This window comes from Candidatus Methanocrinis alkalitolerans (genome assembly GCF_029167205.1).
In the GTDB taxonomy this organism is placed as follows: Archaea; Halobacteriota; Methanosarcinia; order Methanotrichales; family Methanotrichaceae; genus Methanocrinis; species Methanocrinis alkalitolerans.
In genome coordinates this window covers 1-25,919 of record NZ_JARFPL010000033.1, presented here as the reverse complement: position 1 = coordinate 25,919, position 25,919 = coordinate 1, and the positions used below count along the sequence as shown (strand labels likewise).

The window sequence follows — 25,919 nt, the reverse complement described above, 5'->3', positions numbered from 1 at the left end:
TATGTAGAATCTCAGATGAAGAGGGAGAAATGATTATCAGCTACCGGTATCCTATATTTCCCAGTAGGGAAGTAGAGCAGAAGTTGGTCGAGGCTCTGGATACCTGTAGATGGCTCTACAACCGTCTCCTCGAGGAGATGAACAAGGCAAGGGAAAGCGGTACGACGCTCAGAACGTATGATACCCAAAACCTAATTCCTCTCCTGAAGACCGAGAATCCCAACCTCCACAAGGTATATTCAAAGGTCCTCCAGATGGTCAACTATACCCTCTGGTCCAACATCAAGGGCCTCTCTGGTCTGAAGAAGAATGGCAGAAAGGTGGGGCATCTTAGATTCAAGGGCAAAGGGTGGTACAATACCCTGAACTATAATCAGTCGGGGTTCAAGCTCGATCAGGACCACAGTATACTGAAGCTCTCCAAGATTGGAGAGATAAAGATCAAGCTCCATCGGAAGGTTGAAGGCAATATCAAGGCGGTCATCATCAAGCGTGAAGGCGATAGCTGGTTTGCTTTGATTCAGGCAGAGCAAGAACCAAAGCAATTATCTGAAACAGGTAACGTTGTAGGTCTGGATGTTGGCTTGGCATCCTTTGTCGTGGATAGCGATGGAAATTCGGTGGAGAATCCGAGGTTCGCAGAGAAGGCTGCTACAAAGGCCAAGAATATCCAGAAAAAGCTTTCTAGAGCTCAAAAAGGCTCCAATAACCGCCGAAAACTCGTGGATAAGCTGGACAAGGCCCATGAACGGATCAATAACCAGAGGGCCGATTTCCTCCATAAGCTCTCCAGGATGTACGTCAACAGATATGATATCATCTGTGCTGAGGATCTGGATGTCAAGGGCTTGAAGGAAAAGGGCAACAATAAAGGCATCCATAGAAACATCCACGACGCCTCCTGGTCAAGGTTCATGTTCATGCTTTCGTACAAGGCTCAAAGTGCTGGTCGAAAGCTGATAGTGGTAGACCCACGTAACACTTCACAGAGGTGTTCCTTCTGCGGTAGCATTGTGAGAAAGGAACTATCAGATAGAGTCCATGAGTGTCCCTATTGCGGTTTCTCATCCAACCGAGACTACAATGCAGCAGTAAACATTCTCTCCACAGGGATGGAACAGCCCGTAGCGCCCATAGAGTCAAAACCTCTACATCACGTTTCTGTGATGCAAGTCTTGGCGATGAAGTGGGAAGCCCTACCCTTTAGGGTAGGGTAGTTCACTTGGATCCATCTGCCATAATTCGCGATGATAAGTAGAGTCGCGCTGGCGCTTAGAACGCCAGCGCCACTCCCTCCAATGGCGCTTTTTTCAACTGGCAGGGGCGAACCCAGACTCCGCCACGATATCATGCCCCTGATCCCTGAGGACGAAGTCGATGAACGATTTTGTTCTCGGGCTTGTGATAACCAAAGATGTAGAGGAGGGAACGGCCTGGAAAGTGGAAGTGGTATCATCGGTTTAATGAGACCAAAAAAAGAGAATGATATATAGAGCAAATCAGGTGGAGTGAGGAGGCGTCCAGCCACCTCTTAAGCATCTAACCACCAGTGATTCACAGGGTCAATCTTCTTATCAGCTCTTGCGATCCTCTCCAGTTCGAAATCTCCAAACAAATGGCTAAGTCTGCCATCGTCCCCAGTATCCGCAGTTTCGATCATACAACATCCACCGGAGATGATATCTAATATAAAATTTTTCTCCATATAATAAATAGGACTCCGCTGTGAAAACGTTTCAATATATTCTATATTCCAGCGTCGTCTTCGTATCTCAAATCAAGCTATGAAAATTGCTAAAAGAGGGTATATGAGGAACTTTTAGCAGAGCGCCACGAATGACGTGTCAAACGGCATTTTAAGCGATCTTGGAGGGATCAATCCGATTTTTTTAAAGCTCTCTGTCCACAAACACGTTTTCAGAATAAAGAAGTTGGCCCGGCTCTTTCGAAGCCGGCACCATTTTATAAATTTATAGATTTTTTCATCCGGCGGGGACGAACCCGGACTCTGCCACGATATCCTGCCCCTGGTCGCTGAGGACGAAGTCGATGAACTTCTCTGCGTCGGGGCCGGGATCGCCGAAGGTGTAGAGGTGGAGGGCCCGAGATAGGGGGTAAGAACCGTCCTTTATACTCTCCTCCGAGGGCGCTACGCCCTGGTAGGCTACGGCCCGGAGGGAGCCGCCTTCGACGTAGTTCATTCCGACGTAACCGATGGCCCTATTGCTCCTGGTCACCGCAGTCTTCACCTCGGCATTGCTGCCGTGGTACGTGGTGACTCCAGGGGTCTCGGCCTCAACGCTGCCCATAACCATACCGTTGAAGGTGTCTCTGGTGCCGGAGCCGACCTCCCTCGCCACAGCGTAGATCCTCTCGTCGGGACCGCCCAGGTCCTTCCAGTTGGCCACCTCGCCGGCGTAGATCGCCTTCAGCTCCTCCTGAGATAGGTCGGTGACTCCGGCGTCGTAGATTCCCTGGCTCACCACCACGGCGATGGCGTCGTAGGCTACCGGAAACTCGACGAACCGGTCACCGTAAGCGACGATCTCCTCCGGCTTCACATCTCGGGAGGCCATGGCAATATCCGCCATCCCCTCGGCGACGTTCTTGATTCCGACCCCGGACCCGCCGCCGGTGACGGTGACGCGGACCTCATCCTGGATCATGTTCCACTCCTCGGCACAGGCCTCCACCAGGGGCATCACCGTGGTGGACCCGGCGACGGCGACGGTGGCCGCCCTCAGGGGAGATGCCTCCTCTCCATCCCGGTCGATGCATCCGGAGAATATGAGGATCGACCCGATCGCCAGGACGGCGATCAATAGGCGTACTTGCGGTCTATTCATAAAGATCCCCTACTTACAGGTGCAGGTTATAAAATTTATCACAATAGGATAAATAGACGGCGTTACGCCGAGTTATCGATTATACAATATATAGCCTATATATTTAATGATACAATATGCTGCCTATATATTTAATCCCCTAGTCCATATATTTTCGGGTTTGGGGTGGGGCCTCCTGCGGCCTTACCCTCTCCAGCACCTCTTTGGGATCGTACCTTATCCTGACGATCCTGGATCTCCCCCGGTGGCCTGGGCCACTGAAGTCGGTATCCACGAGCCTTGCGGCGTCCAGCTTGTTTAAAATCTCGTGAAACCTGGTATACCCGGCCCCGGTCGAAGCCTGAAACCTCTTATAAAGATCGCCGGCCTTCGAGGTCTCCATCTCAGCGGCGATGGCCAGGAGGAGGAGCTCCTCATCCCGGAGGGGCTTTAAGGCGCTCGAGAGGTGGACGAGCCTCGACCTCTCGTAGGCCCGGCCGACGTCCTCGCTGGATATCGATCTCGACGCCCTCCGCTCCGCCTCCATCCCCCCCCTCTTCAGAAGGTCGATCCCGACCCGGAGGTCTCCGGCCCGTTCGGTGAAGTCGGAGATCTTATCGATGATCTCACTGGATACGACCCCTGGATAAAAGCCCAGATCAGCCCGCCGTTTTAGGATGTCTCTGATCTCCTCCATCGAATAGAGGGGGAAGCTGACCTCCTCCGCCTGGAAGACCGAGCCGACCCGCGGATCGAAGACGTAAGTCAGGGCAGGCTCGCTGAGGATGGCGATCACTCCGGCCCGAAAGCCGGGGAAGGTCTCGTGGGCCCGAAGGAGGGTGTAGAGGACCCGGTCGACCTCCTTTTCTGGGAAGAGGTAGTTGACGTCGTCGAGGGCCACCACCAGGACCCGGTTCTCCTTAGCCATCGTCCGGGCGATCCTCTCCAGGACCCTCTTGAAGGAGACGCCGCTCGTCGGGGGGGAGTGGCCCAGGAGCTTGCTATAGATCCGGAGGAATATGGCGTGTCTTGTATGGTCCATCTGGCAGTTGACGTGGACGGGGACGACCTTAGACGAGTGGGCCTCCATCTCGCTGAATAGCTTGTATATAGCTGTCGTCTTCCCGGTCCCGGGGGGGCCAAGGCAGAGGGCGTTGACGGGACGAGCCCCCTGGAATGCGGGCCTGACACAGAACTTGAGCGCCTCCATCTGAGACTCGCGGTGAGCGAAGTGCTCGGGCATGTGGTCGAACTCCAGGACATCCCGGTCCTTGAAGATCGTCTCGTCCCAGAGGAGGATCTCTCGCTTCATATCTCTAGCACCCAAGGGCTCATCCGAACGGAGATGAAGCCTTTCCAGACAGAAGAGTAGTTGGATCGGCGAGAAATAAATAAGGTTCCCCGGCCCGAACTCGTCGAGAAGTCGGGCCACTCCAAAGAAGCTCCTAATCCGAGAGGGTCCGATGGATCGCTCTCTTCAGAGCGGCGCTGACGAGGGCGCCGTCGGCCTTCCCCCGCAGCTCCTTCATGACGAGCCCCATCATGGGGCCCAGGGCCGCCTCCTCGCCCCTCTCCCTGACGAATGCCTCCTTCTCGGCGACGATCCTGGCCACCACCTCTTCGACGCCGCCCTGGTCGACGCCCAAAAGCCCTGCGGCCTTAGCGGCCTGGGCCGCTGAGAGCTCGGGGTTCTTTGCCATCGTCTCCAGAAGCTGGGGGATCCCCTCTTTCGCCAAGCTGCCCCCGGCGACGAGGGAGAGGGCGTCAAGATATCGGTCTTCGGTCAGGTTCGATATGGATACCCCGTCCCCCTCCAGCTCCCTGGGGATCATCTCGAGGGTCCTCACCACCAGAGCTGGAGAGAGGGATAGGTCCCGGACCGCCTCCTCGAAGAGGTGGAAGTACGGCGATTCTGCCATGAGGGTCGCAAACTCGCGGCGGAGGCGGTACTCCTCCTCGAACCTCGCCGCCCTCTCGTCGAAGAGCTCAGGAAGATCGAGGGACGCAACGTACTCGGGGGCCACCAACACAGGAGGAACATCAGTCTCGGGATACATCCGTGCAGACCCCGGAAGGGGCCTCATGTACTCGCTCGTCCCCTCGGGGAGGGCCCGCCTAGTCTCCTCGGGAACCCCTATTAGGGCCTCCTGTGCCCTCTCCAGGACCGCCTTCATCGCCGCCTCGGCCCGGTCCCGGAGGGCGGCCACCATCACCACCGAGTCCCCCTCCCCGGCCTCCAGGCTCCTGCGGACCATCTCCACCTCTTCGTCGGTGATCCCGTAGGCTGGAAGCTCGTCGGAATGGAAGATCCCGCCTACCCCCGCCCTCTTGGCCCGGTCCGACAGTTCGGAGCCGAGCCGCCGTCCCGGCTGGATCTCCTTTCCCAAAAGACCCGCAAAGCCCCCGAGCCTCACCGCCAGGACGGCGCCCCCCCTCTTCAGGGCAGCCTTGATCACCTTGGACCCGGTCCCGGCGAAGATCTCGGTGACGTCGGCCACCCGGCGGTGGACCCTCGCGCCCCTCCCCTTGAGCTCATCTTTAATCTCCAGGAGGAGCTGCTGCCTCCTCGCCTCGACGGCCACGATCGTCTCGATGAGGTTCAGCTCCTGGACCCCCTTTATCTCCACCCTCGCCCCGTCCCGGATGGAGACGTTGACGTCCTGGCGGATCGTCCCCAGACCCCTCTTGACCCTCCCGGTGGACCGGAGGATCATCCCGAGCCTCCTGGCCACCTCCCGGGCGTGAGAGGGGGAGACTATGTCGGGGGAGGTGCAGATCTCCACGAGGGGTATCCCCAGCCGGTCGAGGGAGTATACGACCTCGTCCCCCCGGACTTCGACGATCCGGGCCGCCTCCTCCTCCAGGCAGATCGTATCGATCCCGACCCTGCCGGAGGAGGTCTCGATCCCGCCGTGCGAGGCGATGTAAGCGGTCCTCTGAAAGCCCGAGGTGTTGGAGCCGTCGATGACGATCTTTCTCATGGTGTGAACCTCGTCGGCGATCTGCATCGAAAGAAGTTTCGAGACGACGAGGCCAATCTCCAGCGCCTCGGGGTTCAACTCGCTGGGGGGCTCCTCGTCCGCCTCCACTAGGCATGTAGAATCGTAAGAACAGTATATGAACTTCCGGGAGACGAGAACCTCTTCCAGGGCGGCCCTGTCGATCTCGCCAAGCTCGCTTCTGGCCGGTCGCAGGCGCCTGAAGAACTGATGGTCCGACTCCCCCACGTCTCTGATGCTTGTGGGGCAGCCGCAAAAGAGCTTGGCGGCGGTATCAAGCTGCTGATGGATCTCGATGCCGCATACCAGACCCAGGGAGGCGAAGTCTGAGCTTTCAGGCATAAAGAGACGACCTTACCGCCTCGCTTATATATCTGCCTAAGTCGGTGCTCAATCGGTCCCCGGCGCCCGGGGAGGCCTCACCCTCTTGACCGCCTCTCGGATGTCCTCCGCCTTCACCGTCTTCCTCTTGGCATGGTTCGCCCACTCGACGGCCTCTTCGGCCACCTCCATCCCGTAGCTCTCCAGAACCTCTGCCAGGGCGTCCCGCGCCCCTTCGCTGACCCTTTTCGCCCCGGCCTCTCGGATTAGTCTGCTGACCGGTGCCACCGGAAGTATCGCCATTTGAGCTCCTCTCCTCCAATAGAATTCGGCCCTGGCCGTCAGAAAACGGGTTAAACCAGCCTCTTGCCCAACTAAAGAGCCGAATAGACTGCATGTTGTCCATCAAATCTCTATATATAATTTTCGTAAACTCCCAGCCAATATTATTCCAGAAAACCGAAGAAAAATGATTTTATAAGGATATACGGCCAAAATTCCCCCAATGACAGTTTATTTTAGTTCCGGGAAGATCGTGCCGTCGAAGGAGGCCAAAGGTTATTTAGGTTTCCGGCTCTTTGCCCTTGAGCGATATATCGACCTGGGGTGGCGAAATATGGATTATAAGATCGAGAAGGCCGTCGTATACGACGGCCCTGAAGATACCTACGGCCCCTGCGGATGCGGCATGGACATGGCGATCCTCCCGGTCCTCCTGCCGAAGATATGGTTTGAGGACGAGTTTCCTGCGGGGGCCGACGACCACGAGTTCTGCAGGGGGCTTGACTGCAGGCGGATCATGGGGATGAGCTGCAACAACATCTTCGAGCACGAGATGGGGGGGGTGACTTACCTCGCCAACTTCTCATGCTGCCGGGATTGCGCGCAAAAGGCCGTCGATTCCGGGTACGCTGTCCGTTCGGATAAGGGGTACCCCGTGGTGCTGAGATGAATCGTCCTTTGATATGGATCGATTTGGAGAAGATGGATCTATGAAGTACGTCGTTTACACCACCGCCGCCTGTCCGCGATGCGAAGAGGTTAAGAGGGTCCTGAAGGGATGGGGGATCGAGTTCGAGACGGTGGATATGGCCACCCCCGAGGCTATGACGGAGCTTCGGGTCAACGGGGTATTCACCCTCAGCGCCCCGGTCCTCATGGCCGGGGACGACTTTTACACCGTGGAGGATCTCTTCGATGGCGAGGCCATCAGAGACCTCGAGGCGATGGGGCTTCGCAGCTGAGCCAGCCCATCAACTCCGCCTCAAAACTCCATCCCTCGAACTCTATTTATGTCGAAGATGGCGGTTTTTGCGACGTGCATCACCGCGAAGGTCCCGGCCTGGATGGGGTCTGTCACCACCAGGTCTGCGTAGTAAGGGACAGACCCAGCCATCTTGAGGGCGATCACCGGGATTCCCGCCTCTTGTAGCCTTTCGACCTCCTCGGATATTCTCCCTCCCATGAGCGCTCCTGCCAGGACGAGGACCGAGGCCCTGTGGAGGCGGCCCACGGCGTTGACGGCGTCGGCTATGGGGTCTTCCCCCACCAGCGGGATCGTGTCGACGCTGATCCTCTCGCCCCGGAGGTTGTGCCGATCCGCCTCGTTGACGGCTCCGACGGCAGCCTGAGCCACCTGGGCTCCGCCGCCGATGATGATCACCCTGGAGCCGTAGATCTCATCGAAGGACTGGTGGACCGAGACCACCAGGACCGCCGGGAGAGCCTCCAGATTCTCCAACATATCTCCCGCCAACCGGTCGATCTCCATGTAGACGGTGGCCTTCCCTTTGTTCACCCCCCGTTCCAGGACGAACTGCTGGGTGTACTCGATGTTGCCGCCTAGGCTCGCGACGACCCCGGCTATATCTCGAAGGACCCCCGGCCTGTTCTCGCATATTACGTTCAATGCGGTGCTCATGATAACCTCATAGGTGAAGACGGATGGGAAGATCGCCCACCCGTCATATACCTTTGCTCAACTGGTAAACTTTAATATGACGAGTGAGTACTCGTCACCTGATGGAGTTTTGTCCCGATTGTAAGAGCATGATGATGCCGTCGGAGGGCGTGCTGGTCTGCAGAAGGTGCGGCAAGAGGGTGGAGATGAAGAGAGGCGATCGTCTCGTCAGCAAGACCGAGCAGAAAGAGCGTACGATGACGGTCATCGAGGACTCCGAGGGGGCGGGACTTCCCACCACCAGGTACAGGTGTCCTGAGTGCGGGAACGATACCGCCTACTGGTGGCTCCGGCAGCTCCGGTCCGCTGACGAGAGCGAGGTCCGCTTCTTCAGATGTACAAAATGCAACTTCACCTGGAGAGAGTACGACTGAGGGGATAATCTATATTTAAGATAAAAATTAATCTCTCCGACCCGGATAAAATTGATCTCTCCGACGAGGGGGCTTACGAGGATGTTCAAGGCAGTGATAAGCGCAGAAACCCTGCGAGATGCTGTGGAGGCGGTATCGTCTCTTGTCGACGAGGTGAAGTTCACCCTGTCAGAGAACGGCGTTGAGCTGAAGGCTGTGGACCCCGCCAACGTGGCCATGGTCTCCTTCAGGCTCAACTCCGAGGCCTTCGAGTACTTCAAGGCGACGCCCGGCGAGATCGGAGTCGACCTGGTGAGGCTCACCGACGTTCTGAGCATGGCAGACCGGGGTGAGAACGTCACCCTCGAGCTGGACGAGGAGAACCACAAGCTGAAGATAGGGGTCACCTCCCTCTCCTACACCCTCAGCCTCATCGACCCCAGCGCCATAAGAAAAGAGCCGCGGGTGCCGGAGCTGGACCTCCCTGCCCACGTCATCCTTCCGGGCGCCCACCTCCGAAAGGCGGTCAGGGCGGCCGAGAAGGTGAGCGACCACGTCGTCCTCGGCGTCGCCGACGAGCCCGAGGACCAGTTCTACATGGAGGCGAAGGGGGATATCGACTCCCTCAAGCTGACGATGCCGGGGACGGAGCTATTGGGGCTGAAGCCGGGTAAGGCGAGGTCCCTCTTCTCCCTCGACTATCTGGCCGACATGAGCAAGGCGATCGGTAAGGCCTCGGAGGTGAAGCTGGAGCTGGGCGTCGACTATCCCCTGAGGATCAGCTTCAAGCTGGGCCAGGGCGTTGAGATCAACTACCTGCTGGCCCCCAGAATCGAACAGGAATGAGCCTCGCCGACTACCCCTTCTCCCGAGAGGCAGCATTGAGGGTGGCGGAGACGGGGTACTCCCTGGAGGGGCTCGTGGTCGAGCCGAACCCGCAGCCTCGACTCTCCCGCCTCGTCAGGAGGAGGGCCCTCGACCGGGTCCTGGGGTCTTTGAGGGGGGAGATCCCCGATTCAGCGGCCCACCCTCTGGCGGAGCTCTTATCCTACCCCCTGGCCAGGGTGATGGTATCCTGCATCAACGACGACCTTTTGATCCGGAGGTACGCCCTCGCCGAGGCGAAGCTCGCGAGCCGGAAGATGGTACGGGAGGAGCTCGGCGACCTCCTCCTTTTGGCCCGGGATCTGTCGGTGGATCCGAGATACGACCCAAACGGCCTCTTTGTCCACTTCTCCGACTACCTGAAGGCGGCCTCCGGGATGAGGAGCCCCGGCTGGAAGCTGGTCAACCGATCCCTGGAGGCGGGATGGGTCGCCGTCACCGACCACGAGCTGGCCCGGCTCCTGGAGGAGAGGGCAAAAGAGAGGGTGCAGAAGGGGCTACCTCTGAAGGTACCCCCTGAGATCTGCGAAGGGCTCGGCCCAGACCTGACCCAGGTGAAAGAGGAGCTCCTCTCCAGGAGGGCCAAAGAGAAGGTGGACCTCGGGGAGGTGACGGAGGAGGCCTTCCCTCCCTGCATCCGGGGGTTCCTCGGAGAGGTGGCAGCTGGGACGAACCTCGCCCACACCGCGCGGTTCGCCCTCACCACCTTCCTCCTGGCCGTGGGGATGAAAGTCGACGAGGTAGTAGCCGTCTTCAACACCAGCCCCGACTTCGACGAGGAGCGGACCCGCTACCAGGTGGAGCACATAGCCGGAAGGAGCGGAACCGCCTACAAGCCCCCCTCCTGCGCCACCATGGCCACCTACGGCAACTGTCCCGGCGAGGACAGACTCTGCCGGTGGGTGAACCACCCCTTGAGCTACTACGAGAGGAAGGCGAAGAAGAGAGGGTCGGGATGACGGTGCCCCTCGAATACAGGCCGATGAGGTCGGGGGAGGAGGAGGTGGTATGCGACCTCGTATCCCGGGCATTCGAGGAGTTCGTCGCCGACGGATTATCCCCTGAAGGGCGGGAGGAGTTTTACGCCTACTCCGACCCCCATCTATTGATCCACAGGTCGCGGTGGAACCACATCATCCTCCTGGCTCTGGCCGAGGACGAGATAATAGGCATGATCGAGCTCCGGGACGACGGCCACGTCGCCCTCTTCTTCGTTGATGGCGATCACCAGGGCAAGGGGGTCGGCGGCGAGCTTCTGAGACGGGGGATTGGAGCCGCGATCATGAGAAATCCGGGGATATCGAAGGCGACCGTAAGCTCGTCGCCGAACTCCGTCGCGATCTACGAGCGGCTCGGGTTTCGCCGACTGGAAGGGTTAGAGGGCGACGGGAGCATCCCTTCTATCCCGATGGTCCTGGATCTGGGATGAAGATGGGGATGGTCTGCCGCGACCTTCGGAAGAGACGCCTCGATTTGGAAGTCTCGATTTGGAAGTCTCGATCTGGAAGCGGCCCTGGAGCATCACCCACCTGATGCCGCCCTCCCGGCTAAAAGAGGGCTCCCAGGAGGAGAGCCCTCCAAAGAACCGCCTTTTGATGAGATCTTTCCCCTTCAAGGGAAGGCTCGAAATCCGGGAGATCCCGTCAATTTTCTTTCAGGTCCGGAAACTCTTCTCTAGGGACGGGGATCTTATCTTCGTTCCCTCCGGGGACCTCCTCCAGGGTCAAAGTCCAGATGGTGAATATCAGATCGCGCCCATCTATCTCCGTCTCGAAGGGCAGAGGGCTCTCGGTCCTGTAGAATTCGGCATCCGAGAAGTTAGCCGATTCCCCATTCCATACATTCCCCACGGTGAAGTAGAAGTCGTATACCCCATCCTCGATCCCCTCGATCTCGAAGGACTCCCCCTCCCGGACGTAGACAGCGACCAGGGGAACTTTATCTTCGGTCGTCAAGACGGCGACGCCGTCCCGTATGAGGTCATCCCCCAGGGGGTTGTTGTTCTCCACCACCAGAACGCCGTGGCCGCTTCGGAGAGTGTCGATGACGAAAGTCCCCGTCGCGGGCCTTCCGGAATCCTCGGCGGAGGCTAACATGCAGCCGATGCAAAGTAAGGCGGCAAGGAAGAAGCAGGCCGAACGTTGGTACATATTTCGCATATTACGATCCCTTCCTGTAAATATATTCCACGCCCTCATCAGAGGTTCTGATATTTATTTTTTCTTCAGTCTGCGAAGATCTGGTCCGAAGACCCATAGATTCATCCCCGGATTTCTTGAGGGTTAGTAGGGGTTCATTTTTCCAAAACTAGAACACTCCTACGCCGAGGGCATCCAAAAAAAACCGGACGTATTCTGCCCCCCTCTTCTCCGGACGGATGAGGAAGAGTATCTCGTCTTCGGCCGCCTTCCTCGCGGCGAGCCCCGCCCCCTCCGCCGCCTCCAGGACTCCAAAGCCCAGGTCGGCGCGGCTCGCCTTCACCTGCGCCGCGGCGGCGGCGTGGGACCGGGCCGCGCCGACGAACCTGACCGCCTCGTGCCCCGATTCCGTGAGGACCCTCCTGAAGATCCGGTCCATCTCCGACTCCCTCGACCATCCCAGAACCCTCATATCCTCGATACCAGCTAGGTCCAGAAGCGCGGGATCTTTTGCCATGATCACCAGATCGCGGGCGTATCCGCCGACGGGTTCAAGCCATCCCTCGTCCCAGAACGGTTCCTCTCCATCATGCCGCGATACTACGGCGATATCGGCAACGCCGTCCTCCGCCGAGATGACGCCCCGGCGGCTCCCGCTGGGGATAAACCGAATCGGGAAGGGGAGGGATGCGACGAGGGCTTCAAGCCTGGGGCAGTCCTCCCCCTCCATGAGGAGCGCTGCCTCCGGCACGTTCCCGAATAGATGGACCGTAACCACCTCCCCCCGGTCGAGGAGCTCGACCCGATCGGGGATGTCGATGACCCCGTCGGCGGCAGCGAGGGTGGTGATGGAGCCGCTCCCCTTGTCGATGGGCAGGACCCAGCCGCCGACGGCCGCAACCGTCAGCATCTGCCTCCTTCCTTCCGACCTGACAGGCCTGGCGAGGCAGCCGGATGTCGAAGGCTTGAGGTGCTCGGTACCCACCGCCCTTCTGATCGCCGGGGCCGCCAGAACGCCGAAGACGGTGAGGGCGGACGTCGGGTAGCCAGGAAGTCCGATGAAGGGCTTTCCTCCGATCGTCCCGAAGAGGGTGGGCTTTCCGGGCTGGAGGTTGACCCCGTGAAATATCACCTCACCCAGCTCCTCCACGACCCTGTAGACCATGTCTCCAATCCCTGCCGAGGTGGAGCCGCTGACGATGACGAGGTCGGACTCTTTCGCCATCGCCGATAACCCCCCGGCCATAGAGTCGCCATCGTCGGGCAAGATCCCGTAGATCCGGGGCGTCCCCCCGCACTCCTCCACGGCCGCAGCTATCGAGTACGAGTTTATGTCGTAGATCTGGCCCGGCGCGAGGACCTGGCCTGGAAGGACAAGCTCGTCTCCGGTGGAGGCGACGGCGACCCTGAGGGACCGGACCCGGACCTCCTTTCTCCCCACCGCCGCCAAAAGGCCGATCTCCCGGGGGGAGAGGACCCTTCCGGGGAGGAGGACCGTCTCCCCGAAGCCGACGTCTCCTCCAGCCCGCTGGATGTTCTCCCCGATGCGAACCGGCCGCCTTATGAGAAGGTCTGCGCCGTCGACCTCGGTCTGCTCCACCATCACCACGGCGTCCGCCCCCTCCGGGATCATGGAGCCGGTGGAGACCGCCGCCGCCTCCCCATCCCCCACAACCAACTCCGCGATCTTCCCCATGGGAACGGCGCCGACGAGGGCGAAGGCAACCGGCCGGTCCTCCCTCGCCGCCAGGGAGCCGGCGGACCGGAGGGTGAAGCCGTCCATCGCCGCCCGGTCGAAGCTGGGGACGTCTGCGGCGGACGCCACCTTCTCGGCTAGAACCCTGCCGAGGGCCCGCTCCAGGGGTACGGTCTTTTCCCCTGCCTCAGGCGCGGCGCCGAGGACGATCTTCCTCGCCTCGTCGAGGGATATGAGGGCGCGAAACTCCTTCTGCATACTCTTCTTCCTCTCCTGATGGGCGATATAAGATTTGGCCGGAATTCAAATCCTCGCCACCCTCCGCCTCAGGAGGTGGTCTGCCAGGACGAGGGCGACCATCGCCTCCGCGACGGGGACGATCCGAGGGGGGATCGCCGGGTCGTGCCTCCCCTTTATCTCGATCTGCGCGGCCTTGCCGGTGAGAAGGTCCACCGTCCTCTGGGAGCGTGAGATGGAGGGGGTGGGCTTGACGGCGATCCTGATGATGATGGGCGAACCCGTCGATATCCCCCCGAGGATCCCGCCGGCGTTGTTCGTCGCGAAATTCGGCCCACCGGTCCCGGGGACGATGGGGTCGTTGCTCTCGCTGCCCCGCATCCGGGCCGCCTCTGCCCCCGCCCCGATCTCCACAGCCTTGACCGCCCCGATCCCCATGAGGGCGCGGGCGAGGTCTCCGTCGAGCTTATCGAAGACCGGCTCCCCGAGGCCCGGAGGTACGCCGACGGCGACTATCTCGGCGACGCCGCCGAGGCTGTCGCCGGCTGAACGGGCCTCATCGAGGACATCTATCATCTCCTCTGCGGCCTTCTGGTCTGGGCAGCGGACCGGGTTCTTCCCAGCCTCCTCTCTGAGGCTGGATATATCGTCCAGATTAGGGATGATGGCCCGAACTCCCCCCAGCTCCCGAACGTATCCCGCGACATCGATCCCCTCTCCGGCGAGGAGCTTCTTGGCCACGGCGCCGGCGGCGACCCTCCCGACCGTCTCCCTCCCCGAGGACCTCCCTCCGCCCCGGTGATCCCGGTGGCCGTACCGGGCGAGGTATGTCAAATCGGCGTGGCCGGGCCTCGGCCTGTTTCGCAGGAGGTCGTAGGCGCCCGACTGGGCGTCCCGGTTCCATACCAGGATCGAGATGGGGGTTCCGGTCGTCTTCCCCTCGAAGAGGCCGCTGAGGATCTCCGCCCTGTCCTCCTCCCGCCGCGCCGTCGAGACGGGGCTGTACCCCGGACGCCTCCGGTCCAGCTCCCTCTGGACGTCCTCCTCGGATAGGTCGAGCCCCGCGGGGCAGCCATCTACGACCGCCCCCACGGCCCGGCCGTGGCTCTCCCCCCAGGTGGTGACCCTGAATACGGTGCCCAAAGAGTTCCCTGCCATGACGATACCCACCGATCCGCCGGGATATCTCTTTTTGGTTTCGAAGATCGTATCGGAGATGGTATCGGAGAAGCCTGACGGCGATACTCTCCAAAAGGCTTATACAAACCGGTCTTTATCGATGAGAGGATAGAGATGAGCTACCTGGAAGATCTGAGAGAGCGGGGGCGCGAGGCGAACCCCTTCTTCGGCCTCATGGGGATCGAAGTCGTCTCCTTCGGGGGTGGTGAGGCGACCATCGCCATGGAGGTGAGGAAGGATATGCTGAACGGGGCGGGCTGGCTCCAGGGAGGGATATACGCCGCCCTCGCCGATGAGGCGATGGCCCTCGCCCTCTTCACCCTCCTCGACGAAGGGGAGACGATCGCGACGATATCCGAGACTACATCCTACTTCTCGGGGATCTCCGAGGGGCGGATCTTCTCGACGGGGAAGGTCGCGAGGAGGGGGCGGCAGGTCGCCTTCACCGAGGGATGGGTGGCGGGGGAGTCGGCCGACGGCCCCGTCCTCTCCAAGACCTCGGCCTCATTTTCCATCATCAGGAGAAGGTGATCTCTGGGGGGCTCGGGGAAGGTCTTCTTCAGGAACGTAAGGCTTCGGCTATAAGCCCCGCCACAGAGACGGTGCTGACCGCCTTTTCGAGGGTGTCGGTGGCGATGATCGCCTCCACCCCGGCTCTGCACAACTTCAGGACGGCGCTCCCCGTCAGTACGGGATGGACGGAGCCGAGGTAGACCCTCTTCGCCCCGTTCTCCCGAAGGATCGATATCGCCTGGGCCATCGTCCCGCCGGTGGCGATCATGTCGTCGAGGATGACGACGTCCCTTCCTCTGGCGTCGATCTCCTTTGGGGCCATGGAGACGACGGTCCCGCTGTGCCTCGTCTTCTCCAGGTAGTCGCTATCTATCCCGAGCCTCTTCGCGGCGGCCCTCGCCATCCGGACCGCCCCCTTGTCCGGAGATATGATCACCGGATCGTCGAGGTCCATCTTCCCTATCTCGTCGGCGAGGAGGGGGGCTGCGTCCAGGTCCTCAGCCACATGCCTGAAGTTATTGAGGATCGACCGGTCGTGGATGTTGATGGTATAGACCCTGGACCCCTCCGCAAGGAAGGCGTCGATGGCGACGGCCATCGCCCTCGCCGATAGGGGCTCGCCGGGCGCAAACTGCTTGTCCTGGCGGGCGTACCCGAAGTAGGGGACGACGAGGTCGATCCTCCGCCCCCGGAGGACGTCCAGGATCTGGAGGAGCTGGATGATGTCCCGGTCCGAGGGGGTGCTGCAGACGACGACTACCCTGTCATCGAAGTCGGAGCAGACCTGGGTATAGGCCTCGCCGTCGGGAAAAGAGCTGTACTCGCAGAGTGCGAGATCTTCTTTGAGGATTTTCGCAACCCTGCCTCCCAGGAGCTGGGAGGAGGGACCACCGATTATCATCAATAATCGCCTCTAAATTTATAAATCCTATTTTTTATAACTTCGCCATTCAGGCCGCAGGTCTTACCCTTCAGCTTCCCACGACCTTCATTTCCACCTTCGCCGTGGGGACGATCACCGAACCCACCATCCGGGGGTCAGACCCGGCCTTCATCGACCCCAGAAGGTCGAAGACGTTGCCCGCCAGCATCAGAGATCGGATAGGCCGCAAAGCCACGCCGTCCTCGACCGAAAAGACGTTCCTCGCCTCCACCGAGAAGTCGCCGGAGACGGGGTTTGAGGTATGGGCACCGATGACCCCGGTGACGAGGTAACCCCTCTCCGTCTCAGCGAGGAGGTCCTTTGGGCTCTTTGAAGATAATATGAGGTTGCTGGTCCCGATCCGTGGGATCCCGGAGTACCCCGGCCGGTCGGCGTTGCCGGTGCTCTTCGCGGCCGTCGCCTCTCTTCCAGCGGTATAAGTGTCGTAGAGGAAAGAAGAGAGGAAACCCCTCTCCACAACCGCAGTCTTCTGAGAGGGGACGCCTTCGCCGTCGAAGCTGGAGGTGGCCATCCCGCCCCGGAAGAGGCCGTCGTCTACGATGGAGATATCCTCTCCGGCCACCGGATCTCCGATCCTCCCCGCAAGAGACGACCTCCCCTTCTGGACGAGATCCCCCAATATGGAGGGTACGAAGGCGTTTCCCAGGATGTCAGCGAAGGCCATGGGGGCGAGGAGGACCTCGGCGGTCCCGCTCTCCCCCCGAACCCCGCCGACGGACCGCTTCGCCAGGTCGCATGCGGACCTTCCAAGATCCGCGAGGTCTGGGATGGAGGTCCTGGAGTTGACAAAATCGTAGCCTGTAGCCACGGTCCCGTCTTCTCCCTTCGCCACAGTTTCGAGATATGCGGAAAAGGCCGTCCCCATCTCGTCGACCTCGATGCCGTTCGAGTTCATCAAGATCTCCGAGCCCCAGACGATAGATACGCCTCCTGATACCGGCTCCGCCCCCAAGACCTCCCCTGCTCCCTCGATGAGGGTGGCTGAGAGGCCGAGGCAATCTTCCGGCCCCATCTCGGCGAGGGCGGGATCGTAGACCTCCTGGGGCTGGCTCACCTCCTCGGGGAAGGGGAGATACCGCCACTTTTCGTCAGAACCCCGGGCCCGGGCGGCCCTGACGGCGCTCTCTGCCACCATCTCCAGCTTCGAGAGGTCGCTGGTGCTGGAGAATCCGACGGCACCTTTCAGCACGGCCCGGAGGCCGAGACCCCGGGAGAAGCTCTCGGAGGCCATATCCACCCGATCCCTCCGGAGGTCGACGTCGATGGATCTCGATTGAAGGCCGAAGACCTCCGCCTCATCAGCCCCTGCCCTCTCGGCGAGCATGAGGAGACGGCGGCCCCAGAGGTGGAGATCTTCGGTCATGACGAGATCATCCGATGTAGCGGAGGTCTTCTTCGCCGCTCGTCTCAAAGGGGGTCTGGGCCTTCTCCATCTCCCGGAGCTTGCCCACGATCCGCTCCATCTCCTTCGCCCGCTCCTCCAGCGCCTGCATGTCCACCTCGATATCGAGGGCCGTCGATAAGATCCGGAGGACCTCCTGAGCGCTCTTGGGGTCGACGAGGTAACCGCTGGTGGTGCCCATCAGACAGACGGCGTCGATATCCCTGAGCCTTCCGAGACCCAGAAGAAGGCCGCTGACCCCAACGATCCCACCGCCGGGCTCGTTCTCCTGGAAGACGACGCCTCGCCCCTTCATCTCCTCCACCAGATCGAGGCTGTTGGCCGCTCCCAGAACCTGGGGCTTGTCGACGAACTGGCCGGTGCCGTAACCGCCCAGGGTGTATATCCTCTCGACCCCGAACTCCTCGCAGAGGTCGAGGAAGGCGCCCGAGAGGTCGTAGTGGCCTTCGTTGGTGGCGCTCTGGTAATCTCCCACCAGGATGAGGAGGTCTCTATCCTCGCCACGGTGGGCGTATAGCTCGTTTCGGACCTGCTTTACCGTCCCGTCATCGAGGACGATCACCTGAGGGGGGAGGTGAGGTGAGTAGATCTCCATGATCTTTTCGGCTTTCAGCTCCTCGATGAGATGTTCGGCCACCAGCTTTCCGACGTGGCCGACCCCCGGGAGCCCCTCTATGAGGATGGGGCTTACAAGATCCAGGTCCTTTATTCTTCGAACGGTAGTTTCTTTCATTCTACCTCCTGGCGGAGCGCCCGCCGGTACTTGCCGTACCTATCCTCGGGAGAGAACCGTGCAGGCTTCGTCTGGCTGGTGGACTCGCCGCAGGCGGGGCAGATGTCCTTCAGGGTGTAAAGGTCGCAGACCCTGCACTTCTTTATCTTCGACCTCATGCTTGCCTGTGGAAGGTCCCTTCGCCGCCCTGCTTCTCGATGAGCTTTATCGCTGCCTGGGCCGCCTTCCGCAGCTCCGCTTCGGCGAGCTTGTAGTCGGGGGCTGTGACGTGGATCCTGTAACGGGGCGCGCCGACGTACCTCACGTCCAGGCTGACCTCTTCCTCTTTGGTCTTGGCCGCCTTCTTGAGCGCCTTTTTGATCTGCTCCACCCCGTCGGGGGCGGGGCTGGTGAGGTCGACGTAGCCTGTGATCTCAACGTAGGGGATCTTGACGTTCTCCTGAGAGATGGACAGTACCTTCTCTGCATCCTCGGTCCCGAGGCCGGCCTCGATGAGGGAGTCGATGCCGCTGACGGCGGCGTCTTCCAGGGCCACGTAGAGGCTATCGTACCCTTTGGCGAGGGTGCCCGCCACCTCGGCCAGATGGGGCTCATCCCCCTCGTAGGCCATCTGGAGCCACTTCCAGGCCTTCTGGTCAGCCTTCCACGCCTGGATCTTATCCCTTCTCTGGTGCTCGTTGACGTCTTTGAAAGAGAGATCGATGTGGTGCCTGGAAGGATCGACGTTGAGAACCTTGCAGACGATCTTCTGCCCTTCGCGAACGTGATCTCGGATGTACTTTATCCAGCCGCTGGCCACCTCGGATATGTGGATGAGGCCCCTCTTATCCTTGTACTCATCTAGGATGACGAAGGCCCCAAAGTCCACCACCTGGTCGACGGTGCAGACCACAAGTTCGCCAGGCTCAGGCCAACCCTCATTCTGCATGCTGATCACTCTAACACTTCGAGTATCTGGGTCTTGACCTGGGCCTTTCCGCCCCTGGGATCGGCCAGGGTTCTGCCGCAGACGAGGCACTTGACGACGGTGGCTGCGTTGCCGAAGATCACCTGCTCGTTCTCGCAGTCATTACACTTAACCTTCAAAAATTTGGACAGAGCTAACCCTCCACCAGTTCGAACTTTGAGACCTTGAACCCCTTCCGGTTGTGGGCCTTCTTGCAGTCGCCGCATCTGTACCTGAGGTTGACCCGCTTGGTGGGCTTGTCGCCGCCAGGAACCTTCGAGAACTTCCCAGAGTTTCCTATACCCTGGGCCCGGTGCTTCTGCCTGTCAATATGGGCCATCGACGTGGCCCGTCCCTTTCGCACCCTCTCCACTATGTGGGTGGTGTGCTTTTTGCAGAAAGGACAATGAGCTTTAAACTCCTTTGGCATCTTCATGGGATCACACCTGCTTTGCATTCGCGAGCTAAATTTTTATTGCATAAGTTTTTGGCATGTAAAGCCGGGAGCATCACCAGATCACCCCTTTCCAGGGAGTAACGCCTCCCGTCAACGCCCGCGAACGTGGGAACGCTCTGCAGCATCATCACCAGGGCGTATTCCTGGGTGATACCCCTCTTGGGCGTTAAAGCCCTTTCGGTGGTCGAGGCCTCGACCTGGTTCACCCTGGCGAGGATCGCCTCCCTCCCCTCGGTGAGGGCGGCCAAAGTTTGGCGGTATATCCGCTCCTCCTCCGGAGTCATCCCCTTGATAGCCACGTCCCTGGAGGCGGAGCCGGCCCGCTGGACCTTCCTTGTGATCTTCTTTATCCGGAGGTCGATGAGCCGACCGATGCTCCCCCGGGCAGCCTTCAATTCGTCTTCTACTATCTGGGCCTCGACGGAGTAGGGGTCCTTAACGTCGATCCGATCTCGCTGCAGCTCTGCGAGGTATTCGCCCACCTTCTGGTAGAAGCCGGGCTCCAGGGGCAAAAGCTCCGCTGCCTTTCGCTCTTTTCGCAGGAGGTTCACCAGGTCCAGATCGCTCATCTTCGGCCACCCTTGATAGTTCGGGTCGGAGAGGGGTATCAGGTAGTCTCATGGGTCTAAAGCTTTCCCCAGCTCCGCCACCTTCCGGGCCGCCAGGAAGACGGCCGCATACAGGGGGACGACCGCCGGCCCCTCGTCGAGGTCGAAGCTCTCCCCCCCCATCTCGATGGAGTAGGGGGCGCGGAGGCAGACCTCCACGGGCCTGTCGCCGAAGACGACGGCGTCGCGGAGGGGGTCGAAGGCGTCGAGCCCTTCGAGGGTGAGGGGAGTCACCCGAAGCCCCGTCCCCCCATGGAGGGTGAGGGGGAACCTTATCAGCCTTTTGACGTCGGTGGTCACCGGCTCGTCGGTCTCGCCGCTCTCGAGGTCCCGGGAGAAGCCGAGGTGGACCCCCACCTCCTCGAGGTACCCTTCTATCAGGGGCCTCCAGACCATGGAGCTCCCCCGGAATAGATCGAGGCTCTCCCCGTTCCTTATCCGTTCCGTTATGTCATCCCTCATGAGGCTTTTGCGAAATCTGGATGCGTTCTTCTTTCCCACACCATCCACGGTGGAGAGGATCTTCACAGCCTCCTCTTCGTCGAGGTTCCTCATCTGCTCGACGAAGGAGATCATAGATCTGTTGACCCTCTTTCCCCATCCTGGCGACCCCGCCGGGACGCACCGGATGACCTCTGCGGCCTCGACCCCATAGTCCCCCTCGGCCTTGGCTGTGGATATAAACCGGCCCACCTCCAGCCCCCTCCCGGTGAGGTAGTCGACGATCTCGCGCCGCTCGCCGCTATCAAGGTCGAAGGCCCGGGGGTCTCTCGCGTGGATGTGGTAGCCCCTCCCCCCCGAGAAGACAACCTGGATGGATTCGACAGGAAAGCCGAAGTCGTCGTTGAGGAAGTCCAGGAGCTTGAGGGTCTCGACCTTGACGAAATCGAGCATCTCGTTGTAGGTGGGGGGGGCGTTTCTGAGGTGGTCTGCGTCGAGGTCGAAGATGAGGTCGGCGCCGAGCCACCCCTTCTCCCGCATGGTGGGGGCGGCCGGCCGCTGGTAGACGGCTGCGGAGTGGTAGACGTGGGCGGGGACAAAGGTTCGGATGTAGTCGACGAGCTCAGACCTCCTCGAAAAAGACTTGTGCCGTCGCATCACGAATTTGGGCATGTCGTCGAAGAGGATGAAACCCCACTCCCGTCGCGCAAGCTCCGGGGGCGCCTCCAGGGAGACTTCCAGGTAGTACTCCCGAAACCTCGCCCGCAGGAACTTCACCGTCTCGGGGTTCATATCAGATCCGCCGTCCCCCTAAGCCGTCCTTCATTCATCTCCCCTCTTCCTCACCTATACCATCTGTAGATTTCGGGCCGCCGGTCCCCGAGGGCCGGAATCTCCCGACGGGCTCGGTCCCGGTCCGCCAGATCGATCTCCCCGGCGATCCACCCCTCTTCGCCCCCCATCATGGCGATCGCCCTCCCCCAGGGATCGATGATGGCGGATCTGCCGCAGAATTCGGGGCCGGCACCGTTGGAGGCGATATGGTGGATCTGGTTCTCGATCGCCCGGGCCCGGGAGAGGGTCTCCCAGACATCCCCCCGCGCCGCCGGAAACTCTCCGATGGTGACGAGGAGGTCGGCGCCGGAGAGGGCGAGGGATCTGGCCACCTCCGGGAACCGCAGGTCGTAGCAGATGGAGAGGCCTATCCTCCCCTTCGAGGTCTCCACCGGCGATATCGAGCCGCCGCCGTCGAAGTGATCCTTCTCGGGGCCGAAGGGGTGGATCTTCTCCTGAAACCCGATCCCGAGTTCATCGAGGCAGAAGCCCCTGTTGCGGCGGCCGTCGACGAGGGAGCCGACGATGAGGCAGCCGTGCTCCGCAACGAAGGACCGGAGGGGGTCGAGGGAGGGGTAGGGCTCTCCATCCGAGAGGTCCTGGCTATAGCAGAAGCCGGTGAGGAATAGCTCCGGGAAGACGAGGATCTCCGCCCCCTCCCCGGCGGCCCCGGCGGCGAGGGCGAGGGCGCGGCGGAGGTTGGCTTTTCTGTCGCAAAGCCGGATCGAGAGCTGGATGCAGGCCGCGATCATGATCTGTAAAAAATGAGGGCGAAGTATATTAAGATGATTCGAGAAGATCCGTCCTCCTGCCCCGCCCCGACCCCACCCCCCCCTCTCCTCTCCACTCCTCTCATGGCTGCGCCACCGCCCCCCATCCGCATGAAGAAGAGAGAAATACCTTGGGCTTCTAGCTCTTATGGGTGGCAGCTTGAGCGAGAAGGTCGAAGAGGAGATACGGCGGGTCGATGCCGGCGGGGAGTTTCGGGTCTGCCCCGCCTGCGGGTACGAGAGGGGGTTTCACGTCTCCTTCCTCCGCGACGGTGCCGACTACAGGATCGTTCTGATCTGCCCGAACTGCGGGGCGAGGTACGATGTGGGGTTGAGAGCGAGATTATAGATTTTTATATTTTTTTGAAGGATAGTAATCTCTATCCGAAAATATTGTTTTGATTTAAAATTTAATCATACTTTTCACCAAAAGATTCATATCTCATGTGCCCCACCTATCCATCGAGAGGTGATAACTCGTGCAAGAGAACGCAACTACGAGAAGAAAGAAGATGGTGATATCCGACGCCGCGGTGCCCTTCGTCGCCCGGGGCGGCCGGGTATTCGGCCGCCAGATCGTCTCTGCCGACCTGGATATATCCGACGGTGAAGAGATCCTGGTGGTGGACAGAAACGACCGGGTGATAACGACGGCCCGGGCCGTCCTCTGAAGGGCGACCGGATCACCACCCTATTTTTTGCCGATTTCAGGCTGCGGATCGAAACGGATGATCGAAAAGGATATTTCTGGCCCACGGCAACGTTTTTTGAAATCGGGCCGACTTCTCTCTTTCGGCTCAAGACCGCGAGGCTTCTCCCATGGGATCCCCTTTCAAACTCATCCTCCTCCGCCACGGCCAGTCAGTCTATAACCGGGAGCAGAGGTTCACCGGCTGGACCGACGTCCCCCTATCCCCCCAGGGCGAGGCGGAGGCTGCCCGGGCCGGCCGCCTCCTCCGCGCCGGGGGGCTCGACTTCGATATCGCCTTCTCGTCGCTGCTCAAGAGGGCGATCGAGACCCTCGAGATCGTCTCCGAGGAGATGGGGCTCGAATGGGTCCCGCGGGTGATGGCCTGGGAGCTGAACGAGCGGCACTATGGTTCCTTGCAGGGGAAGACCAAAGACGAGGTGGCGGCGCAGGTGGGGTCGGATCAGGTCCGGCTCTGGCGGCGCGGCTTCTCCCAGAGGCCGCCGACCCTGGATTATGACGATCCCCGCCACCCGAGGTTCGACCGGCGCTACCGCTTCTTGCCTCCTGAAAGGCTTCCATCCGCGGAGTCCCTCGCCGACGTCAGCGACCGGGTCGTCCCCTTCTGGGAGGAGAAGATCGGGCCCGAGATCAGGTCCGGCCGGAGGGTCCTGGTCGTCTCCCATGGGAACGCCCTCCGCGCCCTGGTGAAATACCTCGAGGGGATCTGCGACGACGACATATCAAAGGTCGAGATCCCGACGGGAGTCCCCATAGTCTACGACCTCGACTCGGATCTTTGCCCCCGGTCCCGGCGGATCCTCTCCGACAAAGAGCCGTAACGGACCTGATCCTGACGGGGCGCCGGCTCAGAGGTTCTCGTTCTGGTAGGCTCCCTCGTACCCCTTATCCAAGATGGCGGAAAGCCGGTAGAAGGCGAGCTGGATCAGCCGGGCGTTCTTCTTGACCAGGAGGCCCTTGGGGTTATGGACTACGAGGAGGGACTGGCTGCGCCCCCGGTACCCCGGGTCCCAGAGGGCGGTCTCCACCGTCGCCCCGCTCCGAAGAAGGCTCGACCGGGGCCTCGCCAGGGCGGTCATCGCCTTCGGTATGGAGACCGCCTCGTTGAAGGTGACGAGGTAGCAGCCCGGATCGAGGGCCGCCCACCCATCGTCGTCGAAAGCGATCTCCTCGGTCTTTGAGACCTGACGCTCGCGGTTGTCGTAATCGACCGCCCCGCGCGTCACAAACCGCTCGATCGACCTCAAGGTGAGGTCGACACCGCAGATCTGGACCTGAAGTTCCGGATCCAACATGTCCACCACGACCCCCCGGTCCAGGATCTCACAGAGATCTTTGCCCGCAATTATCGCCATATAAGAACCGCTCCATTAAATCCGCGCTCCATTGACTCCGCGTCGGAACACCAGTTAAAGGTCAGCCATCCCTCAAGAGAGATCTCCCTTTCGGTGGAAGCGACGGAGAGGTTTCGATGCCGGGATCGGAGAGACGGCCTGAAAGAGTATATTAACAACCCCAACAATTTGGACCTCGGGTGTTGAAGTTGTTCGAATGGCTGGCGATCCCCATCACTCTCGCGCTCCTATTGCTCGCCCTCGCCGCCCCCCTCATCGTCGTCTACCTCTTCCTGAGGCTCACGACGGAGGCGTTCTACCAGGTGGGCTTCAGCTACTGGCACGCCCTCCTGATGGTCTTCGGAAGCTTCGTAGGAAGCTCCGTCAACATCCCCCTCCACGCCGGGGTCATCACCTCGTACCCCTCCATCTTCATCACGGCCGCAAGCCTCCTATCGCCGGCGATGGATATATCCTTCCCCGCCACCTTCCACCCCATTGTCCTCGCTGTGAACCTGGGAGGGTGCATAATCCCCATCGTCATATCCCTCGCGATCCTCGTCAGATGCGGCGTATCGACGAAGAGGGCGATCATGGGGACGGTCGTCGTGGCGGCGATAACCTACGAGATGGCGATGCCGGTGGCAAACCAGGGGATCCTCCTCCCCGTCTACGTCGCCCCGACCCTCGCCGCCATCTCCGGCCTCCTCCTGGCGAGGAGGCTGCAGGCAGCCCCCGCCCTCGCCTACATCAGCGGGACGATGGGGACCCTCCTGGGGGCCGACATCTTCAACCTCGTCACCCCTGGAGTCCTGGCGGAGCTCGCCCCTCCCGTTGCGGGGGCAGGATCGACGGAGATGGCAGGGCAGTCCCTCATCCTCTCCATCGGGGGCGCCGGGGTCTTCGACGGGATCTTCCTCACCGGGATCATCGCCGTCCTCCTCGCCGCCTTCGTCGTCCACTACTTCCACACCTACGGGAAGATCGGCTCCAAGAGCTGCATCGACCGGTGACCTCCGTGGGGAGGATGGAAAGGCCGGCTCCGAGATTATCCATCCTCCTGGAAATCCGCCGGGATCCCGATGCCCGAAAGCTCAGAACGCGATGCCCAAGAGGTTCAGTATGATGACGGCGATCGCCCCGGGGGCGCCCAGGACGGCGCAGACGAGGAGGACCGGGAGGGTATAAGGTATGGCCAGGCCTCCGACGGCGTTGGCGAGGTAGAGGATGAAGAGGCCGAAGAGGGTGTTCACCGCCAGAAACTTCACAGACCTCATCACCAGGCTGAAGGCACCCGCGATCGCCACCAGAAGAAGCAGCCCCAGAATCAGGATCTCTACTTGAACCATGGTGGACTCTCATGACATCGAATTATTTATAGAGGCGGGGTGCAGGGGTAGAGAAAACCCCGGTCTTCGGGCCGGGTATGAATCGTATCCCTCCTTAAGCTATGAATCTTTAAATACCATAACAGCATAAGTGAGTATAATGCTTAAAGCCTTCAAATATCCGGCTTTCCGCATCAACCCTCCAATCCGTAGTATTTTTCACAATCCTTTCCCAACAATCGAATAATCCTAACAAGATTATCATTCAGATTCGCTATCTTCAGATGCGTTTCACCATTAATCCAAAC

33 protein-coding genes are annotated in these 25,919 nt (G+C 60.5%); 12 read left to right on the top strand and 21 right to left on the bottom strand.

The features are described from left to right. The coding region (locus P0O24_RS09825) for an RNA-guided endonuclease InsQ/TnpB family protein (RefSeq protein WP_316969575.1) at positions 1–1,217 on the top strand (1,217 nt) is incomplete at its 5' end. 314 nt (positions 1,218–1,531) lie between these two features. Here P0O24_RS09825 and P0O24_RS09820 read toward each other — a convergent pair. From P0O24_RS09820 to P0O24_RS09800, 5 genes are all read right to left on the bottom strand, one after another. Beyond that, the gene (locus P0O24_RS09820) at positions 1,532–1,660 is read right to left on the bottom strand and encodes a hypothetical protein (RefSeq protein ID WP_316969574.1); all 129 of its coding nucleotides are present in this window, start codon (positions 1,658–1,660) and stop codon (positions 1,532–1,534) included. A gap of 322 nt (positions 1,661–1,982) precedes the next feature. Beyond that, positions 1,983–2,846 (bottom strand): phosphate ABC transporter substrate-binding protein, encoded by an 864-nt coding sequence (locus tag P0O24_RS09815; RefSeq protein WP_316969573.1) that lies wholly within the window; start codon positions 2,844–2,846, stop codon positions 1,983–1,985. 139 nt (positions 2,847–2,985) lie between these two features. After that, positions 2,986–4,137 carry an ORC1-type DNA replication protein gene (locus P0O24_RS09810; RefSeq protein ID WP_316969572.1) on the bottom strand — a complete coding sequence of 384 codons (1,152 nt, stop codon included), beginning with the start codon at positions 4,135–4,137 and terminating at the stop codon, positions 2,986–2,988. A gap of 133 nt (positions 4,138–4,270) precedes the next feature. Then, positions 4,271–6,166, bottom strand: a complete 1,896-nt coding sequence (gene gatE / locus P0O24_RS09805) for a Glu-tRNA(Gln) amidotransferase subunit GatE (RefSeq protein ID WP_316969571.1) — start codon at positions 6,164–6,166, stop codon at positions 4,271–4,273. 48 nt (positions 6,167–6,214) lie between these two features. Further along, positions 6,215–6,448, bottom strand: a complete 234-nt coding sequence (locus tag P0O24_RS09800; protein ID WP_214031816.1) for a histone family protein — start codon at positions 6,446–6,448, stop codon at positions 6,215–6,217. A 313-nt stretch (positions 6,449–6,761) separates the two neighbouring features. Here P0O24_RS09800 and P0O24_RS09795 point away from each other — a divergent pair, with 313 nt between their 5' ends. Both P0O24_RS09795 and P0O24_RS09790 read left to right on the top strand, forming a co-directional pair. Then, a complete protein-coding gene (locus P0O24_RS09795) occupies positions 6,762–7,097 on the top strand; it encodes a hypothetical protein (RefSeq protein ID WP_316969570.1) in 336 nt (111 codons plus the stop codon). A gap of 40 nt (positions 7,098–7,137) precedes the next feature. Continuing rightward, a complete protein-coding gene (locus tag P0O24_RS09790; RefSeq protein WP_316969569.1) occupies positions 7,138–7,389 on the top strand; it encodes a glutaredoxin family protein in 252 nt (83 codons plus the stop codon). Between the two features lie 20 nt (positions 7,390–7,409). Here the strand turns inward: P0O24_RS09790 and P0O24_RS09785 are convergent, their stop codons facing one another. Beyond that, a complete protein-coding gene (locus P0O24_RS09785; protein WP_316969568.1) occupies positions 7,410–8,066 on the bottom strand; it encodes a DUF5612 domain-containing protein in 657 nt (218 codons plus the stop codon). Positions 8,067–8,167: 101 nt separating this feature from the next. Here P0O24_RS09785 and P0O24_RS09780 point away from each other — a divergent pair, with 101 nt between their 5' ends. From P0O24_RS09780 to P0O24_RS09765, 4 genes are all read left to right on the top strand, one after another. Then, entirely contained in the window at positions 8,168–8,479 is a 312-nt protein-coding gene (locus tag P0O24_RS09780; protein ID WP_316969567.1) for a transcription factor S, read from the top strand. 81 nt (positions 8,480–8,560) lie between these two features. Then, the gene (locus P0O24_RS09775) at positions 8,561–9,304 is read left to right on the top strand and encodes a DNA polymerase sliding clamp (protein WP_316969566.1); all 744 of its coding nucleotides are present in this window, start codon (positions 8,561–8,563) and stop codon (positions 9,302–9,304) included. Then, positions 9,301–10,302: a DNA primase large subunit PriL gene (locus P0O24_RS09770; protein WP_316969565.1), complete on the top strand. Its 1,002-nt coding sequence runs from the start codon at positions 9,301–9,303 to the stop codon at positions 10,300–10,302. The genes P0O24_RS09775 and P0O24_RS09770 overlap by 4 nt, the downstream gene beginning before the upstream one ends. Continuing rightward, positions 10,299–10,772, top strand: coding sequence for a GNAT family N-acetyltransferase (locus P0O24_RS09765; RefSeq protein WP_316969564.1), 474 nt, complete (start codon positions 10,299–10,301; stop codon positions 10,770–10,772). Before P0O24_RS09770 ends, P0O24_RS09765 begins: the two co-directional genes overlap by 4 nt. Positions 10,773–10,986: 214 nt before the next feature. On the opposite strand, the gene P0O24_RS09760 is transcribed toward P0O24_RS09765, so the two are convergent. The 3 genes from P0O24_RS09760 to aroC all read right to left on the bottom strand — a co-directional run bounded on the left by P0O24_RS09760 (position 10,987) and on the right by aroC (position 14,572). Next, entirely contained in the window at positions 10,987–11,493 is a 507-nt protein-coding gene (locus P0O24_RS09760) for a hypothetical protein (RefSeq protein WP_316969563.1), read from the bottom strand. 157 nt (positions 11,494–11,650) lie between these two features. Then, complete coding sequence (locus P0O24_RS09755) at positions 11,651–13,435, bottom strand: molybdenum cofactor synthesis domain-containing protein (protein WP_316969562.1); 1,785 nt, start codon at positions 13,433–13,435, stop codon at positions 11,651–11,653. Between the two features lie 45 nt (positions 13,436–13,480). Beyond that, the gene (gene aroC / locus P0O24_RS09750) at positions 13,481–14,572 is read right to left on the bottom strand and encodes a chorismate synthase (protein ID WP_316969561.1); all 1,092 of its coding nucleotides are present in this window, start codon (positions 14,570–14,572) and stop codon (positions 13,481–13,483) included. Between the two features lie 135 nt (positions 14,573–14,707). Here aroC and P0O24_RS09745 point away from each other — a divergent pair, with 135 nt between their 5' ends. Next, a complete protein-coding gene (locus P0O24_RS09745) occupies positions 14,708–15,124 on the top strand; it encodes a PaaI family thioesterase (protein WP_316969560.1) in 417 nt (138 codons plus the stop codon). 28 nt (positions 15,125–15,152) lie between these two features. Here the strand turns inward: P0O24_RS09745 and P0O24_RS09740 are convergent, their stop codons facing one another. From P0O24_RS09740 to P0O24_RS09695, 10 genes are all read right to left on the bottom strand, one after another. Further along, positions 15,153–16,007, bottom strand: coding sequence for a ribose-phosphate diphosphokinase (locus tag P0O24_RS09740; protein WP_316969559.1), 855 nt, complete (start codon positions 16,005–16,007; stop codon positions 15,153–15,155). Positions 16,008–16,077: 70 nt separating this feature from the next. Next, complete coding sequence (locus P0O24_RS09735; protein ID WP_316969558.1) at positions 16,078–17,412, bottom strand: TldD/PmbA family protein; 1,335 nt, start codon at positions 17,410–17,412, stop codon at positions 16,078–16,080. 7 nt (positions 17,413–17,419) lie between these two features. Then, the gene (locus P0O24_RS09730; protein WP_316969557.1) at positions 17,420–18,184 is read right to left on the bottom strand and encodes a proteasome assembly chaperone family protein; all 765 of its coding nucleotides are present in this window, start codon (positions 18,182–18,184) and stop codon (positions 17,420–17,422) included. After that, positions 18,181–18,342 carry an RNA-protein complex protein Nop10 gene (locus P0O24_RS09725; RefSeq protein WP_316969556.1) on the bottom strand — a complete coding sequence of 54 codons (162 nt, stop codon included), beginning with the start codon at positions 18,340–18,342 and terminating at the stop codon, positions 18,181–18,183. The genes P0O24_RS09730 and P0O24_RS09725 overlap by 4 nt, the downstream gene beginning before the upstream one ends. Beyond that, positions 18,339–19,112, bottom strand: coding sequence for a translation initiation factor IF-2 subunit alpha (locus P0O24_RS09720; RefSeq protein ID WP_316969555.1), 774 nt, complete (start codon positions 19,110–19,112; stop codon positions 18,339–18,341). The genes P0O24_RS09725 and P0O24_RS09720 overlap by 4 nt, the downstream gene beginning before the upstream one ends. A 5-nt stretch (positions 19,113–19,117) precedes the next feature. Continuing rightward, positions 19,118–19,270 (bottom strand): 30S ribosomal protein S27e, encoded by a 153-nt coding sequence (locus P0O24_RS09715; protein WP_316969554.1) that lies wholly within the window; start codon positions 19,268–19,270, stop codon positions 19,118–19,120. A 14-nt stretch (positions 19,271–19,284) separates the two neighbouring features. Continuing rightward, positions 19,285–19,566: a 50S ribosomal protein L44e gene (locus P0O24_RS09710; protein ID WP_316969553.1), complete on the bottom strand. Its 282-nt coding sequence runs from the start codon at positions 19,564–19,566 to the stop codon at positions 19,285–19,287. Then, positions 19,563–20,156 (bottom strand): hypothetical protein, encoded by a 594-nt coding sequence (locus tag P0O24_RS09705; protein WP_316969552.1) that lies wholly within the window; start codon positions 20,154–20,156, stop codon positions 19,563–19,565. Before P0O24_RS09705 ends, P0O24_RS09710 begins: the two co-directional genes overlap by 4 nt. A gap of 48 nt (positions 20,157–20,204) precedes the next feature. After that, positions 20,205–21,428: a DNA primase small subunit PriS gene (locus P0O24_RS09700; RefSeq protein WP_316969551.1), complete on the bottom strand. Its 1,224-nt coding sequence runs from the start codon at positions 21,426–21,428 to the stop codon at positions 20,205–20,207. Between the two features lie 50 nt (positions 21,429–21,478). Next, positions 21,479–22,222, bottom strand: a complete 744-nt coding sequence (locus tag P0O24_RS09695; protein WP_316969550.1) for a nitrilase-related carbon-nitrogen hydrolase — start codon at positions 22,220–22,222, stop codon at positions 21,479–21,481. Positions 22,223–22,388: 166 nt separating this feature from the next. Between P0O24_RS09695 and P0O24_RS09690 the strand changes: the two genes are divergently transcribed. The 3 genes from P0O24_RS09690 to gpmA all read left to right on the top strand — a co-directional run bounded on the left by P0O24_RS09690 (position 22,389) and on the right by gpmA (position 23,770). After that, positions 22,389–22,589, top strand: a complete 201-nt coding sequence (locus P0O24_RS09690) for a hypothetical protein (RefSeq protein WP_316969549.1) — start codon at positions 22,389–22,391, stop codon at positions 22,587–22,589. A gap of 130 nt (positions 22,590–22,719) precedes the next feature. After that, positions 22,720–22,911: a PUA domain-containing protein gene (locus tag P0O24_RS09685; RefSeq protein WP_316969548.1), complete on the top strand. Its 192-nt coding sequence runs from the start codon at positions 22,720–22,722 to the stop codon at positions 22,909–22,911. A gap of 148 nt (positions 22,912–23,059) precedes the next feature. Then, positions 23,060–23,770: a 2,3-diphosphoglycerate-dependent phosphoglycerate mutase gene (gene gpmA / locus P0O24_RS09680; RefSeq protein WP_316969547.1), complete on the top strand. Its 711-nt coding sequence runs from the start codon at positions 23,060–23,062 to the stop codon at positions 23,768–23,770. Between the two features lie 27 nt (positions 23,771–23,797). On the opposite strand, the gene P0O24_RS09675 is transcribed toward gpmA, so the two are convergent. Continuing rightward, positions 23,798–24,304 carry a deoxyuridine 5'-triphosphate nucleotidohydrolase gene (locus P0O24_RS09675; RefSeq protein WP_316969546.1) on the bottom strand — a complete coding sequence of 169 codons (507 nt, stop codon included), beginning with the start codon at positions 24,302–24,304 and terminating at the stop codon, positions 23,798–23,800. Positions 24,305–24,486: 182 nt separating this feature from the next. Between P0O24_RS09675 and P0O24_RS09670 the strand changes: the two genes are divergently transcribed. Continuing rightward, a complete protein-coding gene (locus tag P0O24_RS09670) occupies positions 24,487–25,296 on the top strand; it encodes a DUF1614 domain-containing protein (protein ID WP_316969545.1) in 810 nt (269 codons plus the stop codon). An 81-nt stretch (positions 25,297–25,377) separates the two neighbouring features. Here the strand turns inward: P0O24_RS09670 and P0O24_RS09665 are convergent, their stop codons facing one another. Beyond that, positions 25,378–25,632, bottom strand: coding sequence for a pro-sigmaK processing inhibitor BofA family protein (locus P0O24_RS09665; protein WP_316969544.1), 255 nt, complete (start codon positions 25,630–25,632; stop codon positions 25,378–25,380). Positions 25,633–25,919 lie beyond the last annotated feature (287 nt).